The sequence below is a fragment of the Pseudomonas sp. NY15372 genome, assembly GCF_048068215.1.
Taxonomy (GTDB): domain Bacteria; phylum Pseudomonadota; class Gammaproteobacteria; order Pseudomonadales; family Pseudomonadaceae; genus Aquipseudomonas; species Aquipseudomonas guariconensis_A.
On sequence record NZ_JBLUPY010000030.1, the window covers coordinates 40,503 to 51,072 of the forward strand.

General features: G+C 65.4%; 9 protein-coding genes. 3 read left to right on the forward strand and 6 right to left on the reverse strand.

Features of this window, described 5'->3' with window-relative positions; all coding sequences use genetic code 11:
• Window positions 1-327 precede the first annotated feature (327 nt).
• Window positions 328-867 carry a molybdenum cofactor biosynthesis protein B gene (moaB, locus tag ACNFG0_RS17880; RefSeq protein WP_416765863.1) on the reverse strand — a complete coding sequence of 180 codons (540 nt, stop codon included), beginning with the start codon at window positions 865-867 and terminating at the stop codon, window positions 328-330.
• A 180-nt stretch (window positions 868-1,047) separates the two neighbouring features.
• On the opposite strand from moaB, the gene ACNFG0_RS17885 reads away from it, so the two are divergent.
• Window positions 1,048-1,938 (forward strand): LysR family transcriptional regulator, encoded by an 891-nt coding sequence (locus tag ACNFG0_RS17885; protein WP_416765864.1) that lies wholly within the window; start codon window positions 1,048-1,050, stop codon window positions 1,936-1,938.
• Window positions 1,939-2,056: 118 nt separating this feature from the next.
• On the opposite strand, the gene ACNFG0_RS17890 is transcribed toward ACNFG0_RS17885, so the two are convergent.
• From ACNFG0_RS17890 to ACNFG0_RS17900, 3 genes are all read right to left on the reverse strand, one after another.
• The gene (locus ACNFG0_RS17890; RefSeq protein WP_416765866.1) at window positions 2,057-3,391 is read right to left on the reverse strand and encodes an MFS transporter; all 1,335 of its coding nucleotides are present in this window, start codon (window positions 3,389-3,391) and stop codon (window positions 2,057-2,059) included.
• A 58-nt stretch (window positions 3,392-3,449) separates the two neighbouring features.
• Window positions 3,450-4,520 carry a C45 family autoproteolytic acyltransferase/hydolase gene (locus ACNFG0_RS17895; RefSeq protein ID WP_416765867.1) on the reverse strand — a complete coding sequence of 357 codons (1,071 nt, stop codon included), beginning with the start codon at window positions 4,518-4,520 and terminating at the stop codon, window positions 3,450-3,452.
• A gap of 153 nt (window positions 4,521-4,673) precedes the next feature.
• Window positions 4,674-5,603, reverse strand: coding sequence for a LysR family transcriptional regulator (locus ACNFG0_RS17900; RefSeq protein WP_196146365.1), 930 nt, complete (start codon window positions 5,601-5,603; stop codon window positions 4,674-4,676).
• 244 nt (window positions 5,604-5,847) lie between these two features.
• Here ACNFG0_RS17900 and ACNFG0_RS17905 point away from each other — a divergent pair, with 244 nt between their 5' ends.
• Together ACNFG0_RS17905 and ACNFG0_RS17910 are read left to right on the forward strand one after the other, a co-directional pair.
• A complete protein-coding gene (locus ACNFG0_RS17905; protein ID WP_196156773.1) occupies window positions 5,848-7,569 on the forward strand; it encodes an amidohydrolase in 1,722 nt (573 codons plus the stop codon).
• A 160-nt stretch (window positions 7,570-7,729) separates the two neighbouring features.
• Window positions 7,730-8,455 carry a TorF family putative porin gene (locus tag ACNFG0_RS17910; RefSeq protein ID WP_416765869.1) on the forward strand — a complete coding sequence of 242 codons (726 nt, stop codon included), beginning with the start codon at window positions 7,730-7,732 and terminating at the stop codon, window positions 8,453-8,455.
• A gap of 72 nt (window positions 8,456-8,527) precedes the next feature.
• Here the strand turns inward: ACNFG0_RS17910 and ACNFG0_RS17915 are convergent, their stop codons facing one another.
• The gene (locus ACNFG0_RS17915) at window positions 8,528-9,139 is read right to left on the reverse strand and encodes a helix-turn-helix transcriptional regulator (protein ID WP_196156775.1); all 612 of its coding nucleotides are present in this window, start codon (window positions 9,137-9,139) and stop codon (window positions 8,528-8,530) included.
• Between the two features lie 16 nt (window positions 9,140-9,155).
• Window positions 9,156-9,788 carry a hypothetical protein gene (locus ACNFG0_RS17920; RefSeq protein WP_196156776.1) on the reverse strand — a complete coding sequence of 211 codons (633 nt, stop codon included), beginning with the start codon at window positions 9,786-9,788 and terminating at the stop codon, window positions 9,156-9,158.
• Window positions 9,789-10,570 lie beyond the last annotated feature (782 nt).

Consider the following 10,570-nt stretch of genomic DNA (forward strand, 5'->3'; position numbering starts at 1 on the left):
TTTCGCGGCACAAGGCCGCTCTCACAGAGGGTCAGCACTGGCCGTTTGTTCTGTGCTCGACAGCGCAGCCCAAAGGGCTGGGTGACCTCCCGCAACAAGCGTACACAGGGTGTGGTTGGCGAAGTACCGGTGGGAGCCGGCTTGCCGGCGATTGGCCAGAACGGGCAACAGCATCATGAATCCTGAGCGAGCAGGGCTGGTTGAGTGCATGGTGATTACCCACACCGGGATGCGATCTGGCTTTGGGTAAAAGGGTTGTCTTCATCGCCGGCAAGCCGGCTCCTACAGGACTGTGTGAGCGGCCTTGTGCCGCGAAAGGGGCGTAATCTACCCCCGGCTTTCACACAGCCCCACCGCCTTCAGGTGCGGCACGAAATTGCATGGCCGATGCCGCGCATCGAGCTGTTCCACCAGAATCCCCTCCCAAGCCGTGCGGCAGGCGCCGGTCGAGCCCGGCAGGCAGCAGACCAAGGTGCCGTTGGCCAACCCGGCCAAGGCCCGGCTCTGCACCGTCGAGGTGCCGATATCGAGGATCGACAGCGCCCGGAACAGCTCGCCAAAGCCATCGATGCGCTTGTCCAACAGGCACTCCACCGCCTCGGGTGTGCTGTCTCGCCCGGTGAACCCAGTGCCACCGGTGACCAACACCACCTGCACCTGCTCATCGGCGATCCACTGGGCGACCTGGGCGCGGATCTTGTAAAGGTCATCCTTGAGCAGCGCCCGTGCCACCAGACGGTGACCGACTTCCACCGAGCGCGTCGCCAGCAGCTCGCCCGAGGTGTCGTTGTCGACGGTGCGGGTATCGCTGACGGTCAGCACGGCGATATTGAGCGGTACGAACACCGCGTCCGGTTTCACACTCACCTTGGGGTTCCTCTCGAAAGGGCATTGTCATGCCACGCTAGGGCCAAGGCCGGGCGGCGTCCAATCGATATGGCGTACCACGCCATCAACCGCCTCTATCAGCACAGCGACACAAAACGAATGGCCAGCTACGGCAGACTTGGTTAAGGTCAGCCCATCTCGCTTCCACCAGGCCGCACCATGGACATCAAGCAGCTCAAGTTCCTCATCGCCCTCGACCAGACCCGTCACTTCGGCCAAGCCGCGGCGCTGTGCCATATCACCCAGCCGACGTTGTCCATGCGCCTGCGCAACCTGGAGGATGAACTGGACCTGGTGCTGGTCAAGCGTGGCCAACGTTTCGAAGGGTTTACCGAAGCCGGTGAGCGCATCCTGGCCTGGGCGCGCACCTTGCTCGCCGCCCACGATGGGCTGCAGGCCGAGGCGGCCAGTTGCCGTGGCCAGGTGGTCGGCAGCCTGCGCCTGGGCACCGTGCCGCTGGCGAGCTTCAACCCCATGCAATTGTTGCTGCCATTGCGCGAGAAGTTTCCGGAGCTGCATTTTCAACTCAGTTCACTGAGCTCCGAGCAGATCATCGATGGGCTGAGCCGCAACCAGCTGGATCTTGGTATCTGCTACTTGGACCAGGTCAATGCCAGCTTCTTCGAAGTGATCGAACTGGGTACCACCACCATGGGCCTGCTGCACGACACCCGCTACTTCGAGTTCGACGCGCCCGAGCTGCGCTGGGAAGCCTTGGCCAACCTGCCCCTGGGCTTGCTGAGCAAGGGCATGCACTACCGCCAGTCGCTGGACCTGAGCCTGCGCAGCCGTGGCCTGGAACCGGCTGCGGTGCTGGAAAGCGACTCCACCTTCCAACTGATCCAGGCCATCAATACCGGCATGTGCTGCGCCGTCATGCCATTGGATTGTGGGCTGGAGGACCTGTCCGACCACATGCGTATCCTGCCGATCGTCGATGCCAGCATCCACAGCCCGGTGGGGCTACTGTTGCGCCGCAGCGAGCCACGTTCGGCGATTGCCGAGCAATGTTTCGCCGAAGCCAAGGCGTTGCTCACTGCCACGCCCTGAGGGCTGCGTTCGGGGAGCGCTTCGCTTTCGCGGCACAAGGCCGCTCCTACAGGTGTCGTGCTGGCTTTGTAGGAGCGGCCTTGTGCCGCGAAAGGGCTGCGCAGCAGCCCCATGCCCATCAATGCCTGGCCAACACCGCCTCCACGGCACACCCCGAAGGTTCCTCGTCGATCTGCGCCATGCTCAAGCGCGACGTTTCGCGCAACATCAGCGAACACACCGCCACCAACGCCAAGGCGCCGGCCCCGTACAGCGCCACGCCCAGCGGGTCATGGTCGGTGAGGATCAGGATCGCCGTGGCGATGCTCGAGGCCGTACCACCGCCCAGCGCCGCACCGATCTGGTAGCTGGCCGAAATCCCCGAGTAACGCATGCTGCGCGGGAACTGCTCGCCGAGGAACGCCGGAATCGGCCCCTGGGTCGCCCCCATCAGCAGGCCGGTCAGGCTGTAGGCGAACAGGGCGATAGGGAAGCTCTGCATGCCCACCAGGGCGAAGAAGGCGAACAGCCCCAGGGCCATGACCAATGCACCGAACACCATCACCGTGCGCCGGCCCAGGCGATCGGACAGGTGGCCGAACAAAGGTGCCGACAGCACGATGGCGATCGACAGGGTCAGGTCGAACATCAGCGCCTGGGTGCTGCCGTAGCCCACCTGGGTGGCGTAGGTCAGGAAGAATGTGCTGCCGATGTAGGCGATGGTGCAGTAGCCGAAGGCGATGCCGGTGCACAGCAACAATTGCCGCGGCCGCTGGCGCAGCGCCTCGGCCAGGGGGGCACGGACCGGCTTGGCTGCAGGTGCCGCCAGCGGCGCCGGGGCCTTGAGGCGGGCATACAGGCCGATTAGCACCAAGGTGCCGCCGAGCCAGAACGGAATGCGCCAGGCGAAGTCCGCCAGGTTGTCGTCGAACGTTGCGCTGACGATGGCGAACACCGCGGCGCCAAGGATGCCGCCGACGCCGATGCCCATGCTCGTGAAGCTGCCCCACAACCCTCGCCTGCCCGGCGGTGCCGACTCGATGCCGAACAGCGCGGCCCCGCCCCACTCGCCGCCGGCGGCGAAGCCCTGGATCAGGCGCAGCAGCACCAGCAGGACCGGCGCCATCGCGCCGATGCTGGCGTGGCTGGGCAGGCAGCCGATGAGGAAGGTACTCAGGCCCATCAGCAACAAGGTCGCCACCAGCACCTTCTGCCGGCCGATGCGGTCACCGAAGTGACCGAAGACCAGCCCGCCCAAGGGGCGGGCAAAAAAGCCGGCACCGAAGGCACTGAAGGCCACCAGGGTCGCGGTCAGGTGGTCCATCTGCGGGAAGAACACCTGGGGAAACACCAGCGCCGCCGCCGTGCCATAGATGATGAAGTCATAGAACTCCAGCGCAGTGCCCAGGCCGGAGACGCAGAAGGTCCGCAACGCAGACCGGGTTGACGCAGGGTGGGAATATTCCGCATGCATTGTTGTTGTTCTCGTTTTGCGGGTGCCGCCCCATGGCAGGCAGCGGCACCGGGTTGGCTCAGAAACGTTCGAAGCCGGCCTTGGCCAGTTGCAGCGGCGTGCCCGCCACGTAGTCCAGGAAGCAGTGCTCGGTGTCGATACCGACGCTGAGCAGCGTTTCCCAACGTTCGGTGTCAGGCATGGCCATGTCCGGGTGGAAGCAGATCGGTGCGCTGTCGCCATCGGCGCCGCACATGGCCTCGGCGCGGGCGCGCAGGTCGCTGCTGCCCATCTGGCCGATCACCTGTTCCAGATGGCCCAGGCGACATTGGGTGTCGGCCCGGTCGGCCACGTGCTCGCCCAGGCTCAGTTGTGGGTCGAGGAAATGGTTGGTGTGCAGCAGCCAGCCGTCCTCGCGTGGCAGCACCAGCGCGGTGCGCTCGGGGCTCAGCTCGATGCTCACCGCGCGCGGGCTGCAGTCCTCGCGGGAAAACACGGTCAGCACGGTCGAGGCGCTGACCCGCGCCGAACGCGCCAGCTCCACGGCTTCCTCGACGCTGCTCGCGTCTTCCAGCAGGCGACGGGCGATGGCATGCACCGGCACCCCGCCGCTGTCGTTGTCGCTGGTGTGGTGCAGGATATTGAAGTGCAGGCCCAGGCCTGCGCTGTTCACGCCCAGCTTGGCCAGCATGCCGAATTCGCAGAACAGCTTGACCTGCATACCGCGCTCGGTATGCAGGCCCAGCATCAGGCCATGGGGGCAGAGGCTGTCGTGCCAGTCCCAGGTCTGCAAGGTCTGCGGCGCACGCGGGCCGCGAGGTGCATGCACGGTGGTGGAGCATTCGCTGTGGCGGGTGCGAGCGGCCAGCACCTCGGTGCGTGCGTTCAGGCTCGCCAGTTGCCACAGCGGCAAGCCCGTACCACTGGCCATGCCGATCACTTCCGCCGCCAGGTTCGGGCTCCAGGCCTCCAGGGCGGCCAGGCTGTTCTCGCCGATACGCTGCGCCTCGCGCAGCGACACGCCGACCCGGGGGAAGAAATCCAGGTATAGCTGGGTGGTCTGGCGGATCTGCTCGGCGAAACGTTCGCCGATCTGGCGACCGCGCTCGGCGGGGTTGCGGATGTCGGTGACGAGAGTGTGGATCTTCACTGCGGGGGAACTCCTGGTACAGCGAGCTCAAGGCATCGTTGCTGTTTGGGAAAGAGTGGAATGCCTGCTCAGGCGACCACCCTTAGCCTAGCGAGCCATCCCCGGCGGATCATCGTCATACCCCGCACAACTTTTGTGCCCAGGTGGAAAAACTCAGCGCCGAGCGACCGCCTCCAGGCCCTGCCCCCGCAGGTGCTCGTGCAGCAAGGCGATGAAGGCCTGCACCTTGCGCGTGTTGCGCCGGTGCGGCAGGTACAGCACATGCACCCAAGGCCCGAACGCGCTCAAGGCCCGCCAGTAGCCAGGCAGCACTTCCACCAGTTGCCCCTTGGCCAGGTAAGGCGCGGCGCACCAGGTGGGCACGAACTGCAGGCCCTGGCCGTCGAGCAGGCAGGCCAGGAGGAAATCGAAGTTGTCGCTGATCAGCTTGGGCGTGGGCTGACGCACGCGCAGGGTCTGGCCGTCCTGCTCGATCCACCAGTAGCTGCGGTTGAGCAGCGGATGGCGCAGCAGCAACCAGTCGTGCTGGGCGTAGTTCTCCAGGGTGATCGAGTCGCCGCGCCGGGCCAGGTAGTCGGGGCTGGCACAGAGGATCACGCGGTTCTCGATCAGCGGCTGGGCGATCAGTTCAGGCTGGTCGGTGGGGCCGTCGCGCAGCGACAGGTCGTAGCCGCCGTCGATCAGGTCTTCATTGGCGTCGTTGAGGTTCACCTCCAGGCGCACCTGCGGGTGTTCGCGCATGAATCGGCAGCACACTTGGTTGAGAAACGCCGGGCCGAACGACGGCGGCGCGGTGATGCGCAGGGTACCCCGCAGCTCGTGCTGCAACTGTTCCACTTCTTCGGTCACCCGTTGCAGGTGCATCAATGCCTGGCGCGCGCCTTCCAGGTACAGGGTGCCGGCTTCGGTGAGCGCCATGCGCCGGGTGGTGCGCTCGAACAAGCGCACTCCCAATTCGGTTTCCAGGTGGGCGACGGCCTTGGTGATGGCCGAGGGGGTCTTGCCCAACTGCTCGGCGGCACGGCTGAAACTGCCGTGCTCGGCGGCGGCGACGAAGATGGTCAGGGCCGTCATTTTGTCCATGGTTTCTTCCTGTTCGGCACAAGCGAGGCAATGCGAAGGCGCGGCGAGTATCCGCGCCTTTTCATCAAGCCGGCAAATACCGCGCAATTTGAATAGGCACCGGCATGCCCAGGCTTTGCACCATGGCAATCATAGGCAACGGATTATTTCCCCAACGCGAAAAAAGTTGTGCCTGCCTTCGCATTTAATCGCGCGTGTGCCTTGGCTAGGCTGCGGCCCCATCACAACAAGAACGAGGCATCGAATGAAGCAGCTCCTGAAGATGGCGATCAGCGCGGGCCTGGCCTGCACCGCCCTGCCGGGCTTCGCGGCGGTCGACCTGATCCTGCACAACGCCAAGGTCTACACCGCCGAGCCAGGCCAGCCGTTGCAGCAGGCTGTGGCGGTCGAGGGCGAGAAGATCGTCGCGGTGGGTTCCGACCAGGCTGTGCTGCGCCTGAAGGCCAGTGGGACGCAGGTGATCGACCTGGGCGGCAAGGTGCTGATGCCGGGCATGCTCGACTCCCACTCCCATGCGATCAAAGGCGGCCTGCAGCTGGAGCTGGCCAACCTGGCCGGCGAGCAGCTCCCCCTCGACGAGCTGGAGCAGCGCCTGCGTCAGTGGCGCCAGGACGGTAAGGCCGTGCGTGGCGAATTCCTTTCCGTCGGTGGCGTGCCGGGTACCTACTGGGACGACATCCCAGCCCTGGAGCAACGCTTCAACCACGGCGAGTGGGCCAAGCAGCCGATCCTCTTCGCGGCCAACGACATGCACACCGGCTGGGCCAACCAGGCCATGCTCGAACGCGCCGGGATCGACGCCAAGACCATCGCCGCGCTGCCCGCCGAGGCGCGCAACACCATAGGCCAGCACCAGGACGGCACCCCGAACGGGTTTCTCGCCGACGCCAGCTACTACCCGGTGACCGACCTGCTGCCGCCGCTGAGCCACGACACCCTGATGACCGCCGGGCGCATGGCCCTGGACTACAACAAGCAGCTGGGCATCACCGGCTGGATGGACCCGCTGGCCAATGAGCTGCCAGGCGCCGACGTGAAGAACGATTCTCTGGGCGTGCTACCGGTCTACAAGGACCTTTCCGAGCGCGGCGAGTTGACTGCCCACGTCGCCGCCCTGCTGATGGCCGACGCCAAGGCGCGCCCTGCCGACTTGGACGAGCTGGACAAGGTGCGCCAGCAGTTCCTCGGTGTGCACAACCTCACCCTGCCGGGCATCAAGGTGTTCGCCGATGGCGTTGCCGAGGCCCCGGCACAGACCGCGGCGATGCTCGAGCCTTACAAGAACTCCGGGCAGAACGGCGAGCTGCTGCTGGACCCGAAACACTTCGGCGAGCTGGTCAGCGCCGCCGATGCCCGCGGCTGGCTGGTGCACGTGCATGCCATCGGCGACCGCGCCGTGCGCGAGGCGCTCAATGGCGTGGAACAGGCCCGACGTGAGCGCCACAGCGGCATCCCCCACTCCATCACCCACCTGCAGATGGTCAACCCGAAGGAATATGCTCGTTTCAAAGGTCTGGACGTGATCGCTTCGATGCAGCTGTACTGGGCCAGCGCCGACGAAAACAACCTCGACCTGGTCAAGCCGTACGTGGATGCCATGGCCTTCATGCATACCTTCCCGGCCCGTTCGCTGCTGAAGAACGGCGCGACCATCGCCGGCGCCAGCGATTGGCCGATCACCACGCCAGAGCCGTGGAAGGCGATCTACCAGGCGGTCAGCCGCAAGGGCCCCAAGGGCGTGCTCAATGCCGACGAGGCCATCGACCGCGAAACCATGTTCCAGGCCTACACCCTCAATGCTGCACGGGCCATGCGCCTGGAACACCAGATCGGTTCGCTCAAGGCAGGCAAGCAGGCGGACATGATCGTTCTCGACCGCGACGTGCTCACCGTCGAGCCCGAAGCGCTGCGAGACACCCAGGTGCTGCAGACCTGGTTTGCCGGCAAGCAGATCTACGCGCGCTGATCGCTTCGCGGCCCCTGTGGGAGATCACCCATCCCACCGGGCCGCGCTGTCGCACAAAGAACAAGCGGCTAGCGCAGCCTCCCCTTGTGGGAGCGGGCTTGCCCCGCGATAGCGCCCGCCCTGCCATACACCACACAAAAACAATAACGGAACCCCTCGAATGCGCCCACGCACCTTCATCGCAGGCAGCCTGCTCGCCTGCGCCCCGTTCGCCCACGCCATCGACCTCAACGACGCCTTCAGCCTCGAGGCCAAGGTCGGGATCTTCAGCGACTACCGCACCCGCGGTATCTCCCAGACCCAGAACGACCCGGCCCTGCAAGGCTCGCTGACCCTGGCCCACACCAGCGGCCTGTACGCCGGGGCCTGGAGCTCCAACGTCGACTTCGGCTTCGGCAGCCGTACCCGCCAGGAGCTGGACTACTACGCGGGCTATTTCTGGCAGATCAGCGACGATGTCACCCTCGACACCTCGTACATCAAGTACGTCTACCCACGCCAGGGCAACTTCAACTACGGCGAATACCATGCCGAACTGCGAGCCTGGGGTGTGCTGCTGGGCGGCAACTACTCGGATGACTTCAACGGCGACCAGTCGATGCTCTACAGCTATGTCGGCTATGGCACCCTGCTGCCCCACGACATCGGCCTGGAGGTGCGCTACGGGCGCAACGACTACAAAGACCCGAGCTGGTTCGCCAACGACGGCAGCAGCCGCAACGCCTACCACGAATGGGAGGTGGAACTGAGCCGCACGATGCTGTCGCTGGACTGGTCGCTCAGCTACATCGACACCGACCTGTCCCAGGCCGAGTGCGCCAGCTACCTGGGCTTCAAGGACGTCTGCTCGGCCACGGTGGTGGCCTCGGTCAGCAAAGGTTTCTAGCGCTTGTAAAGCCCATTGCGGGGCCCTTGTGGGAGCGGGCTCGTCCCGCGATGGGCTGCACAGCGGCCCCCGTTACCTGGCTTTGAGCGAAAACCGACACACCGCCCCGCCACGCAGCATGCATTCCTGGTGCACCGCCTCCCCCCCGCCCAACGCCCCGATCAACGCCAGATCCAGCTCGCACACCACCGGGTGGGCCTTGGCCAGGTGATGGAACACGCAGTTGTGGGCCACGATCTCAGGCTCCCCGGACGAACGAAAGAACACCTGCGCTTCGTAGCCGGCATTGTTCATGTGCTCGACAATGCGCGCCTCGTCGACCACCTCATGTTCCATGTCCTCGGCCATCTTGCGCCCCAGGTTGCGCATCAGCGCCAACAGCGCGTCCTGGCCGATCAGCCCGGCGACTTCATCGATCAGCAGGTTGGCCAACAGCGGGTACTGCCGCGGAAAAAGCTCCCGCGCATGGTCGGTGAGCTGGTGCAGTTGCTCCGGGCGCCGCCCGGTGGGCCGGGTGGCGCCGCGTTTGACCAGGCCGTCGCGCTCCAACGCCGCCAGGTGCTGGCGCACCGCGGTGCGGGTGACCGCCAGGGCCTGCGACAGTTCGTCGATGCTCATGCCGTCGGGCCGGTAGAGCAACGCGTTGAGCAGGTCCTGCTGGGTACGGCCCAGGCCTTCGAGCATGGGTGTGGCTCCTCGTTCAGAACTTGTCCGGGAACTGCTTGACCAGCGCCCCGGCCAGGGCATCGGCCAACGCCTGCATGTGCTGGCGCATCATCTGCCAGGTCTGCGCCTCGCCGGCATAGTCACCAGCGGCGAACTGGTCGATCTGCGACAGGTGATGCCCACCATGGGCGGTGAGCATCGACAGCAGGGTCTGCTCCGGCAGATAGGGGTTGGCCTTGGCCAGGAAGGCCGACAACGCCTTGGCATTGCTCGACAGCTCGTTGACGGCCGTTTGCTTGCCGGCCTTGTCCTTGGCCACGGTCGCATCGCTGTAGTGTTTCACGGCGCCCCAGTGCCCGGCCAGCAGCTTGAGCAACTGGTCGGCAGCAGGCTGGCCGTACAGCGGGGCGATGCTGTTGGCGATGGTAGTGGCATTGTCGACCACCTGTTTGGCGGCCACATCGGCTTGCTTGTGGTTGCCCGCCTGGTTGGCCATGGCGTAGTTCCTGACCCAGAACACATGCTCGACCCACAGGTCGCGTAGGGCCAGGCGCGTGGTCAGCGCTGCGGAGTCGGTGGTGGGGGAAGCAGCGGGGGCAGAGGTTTGGCTCCAGGCTGGCTGGGCACACAGGGCGAGCAGCAGCAAGGCGGCGATCTTGAGATTCATGGCAGCACCCTCGGATGGGATCGGACTGACAAGAATAATTTAAGCATCAAAATATGTTTTTATTGACCCGCCATGGGAATTCCGATCAGCGGTCTCAAACAATTGCTTCCCTTCTCCTGTAGGAGCGGCCTTGTGCCGCGATCGGCTGCGCAGCGGCCGCAAACCCGGCATAACACCGCCCGGTATAACGAGCTGCCAGGATTTGCGGCCGCTGCGCGCCCGATCGCCGGCAAGCCGGCTCCTACATGTCTGGCGGTGTCTTTGAAAACAGCGCAGGACCGGTGGGAGCGGGCTTGTCCCGCGATCGGCTGCGCAGCAGCCGCAAACCCGGCATAACACCGCCCGCCCGGTATAACGGGCTGCCAGGATTTGCGGCCGCTGCGCGCCCGATCGCCGGCAAGCCGGCTCCTACATGTCTGGCGGTGTCTTTGAAAACAGCGCAGGACCGGTGGGACCCAGCCCTTCCGTGCTGCGCTGTCGCGCAAAGAACAAGCGGCTAGCGCTGGTCCCCCTGTAGGAGCGGCCTTGTGCCGCGATCGGCTGCGCAGCAGCCGCAAACCCGGCATAACACCGCCCGCCCGGTATAACGAGCTGCCAGGATTTGCGGCCGCTGCGCGCCCGATCGCCGGCAAGCCGGCTCCCACATGTCTGGCGGTGTCTTTGAAAACAGTGCAGGACCGGTGGGAGCCGGCTTGCCGGCGATAGGGGCGCCTCAGATCCTGAAGCTGCCCACCAGTTGCTTCAAGCGCCCCGCCTGCTGGCTCAGGGCATCGCAATGGCGC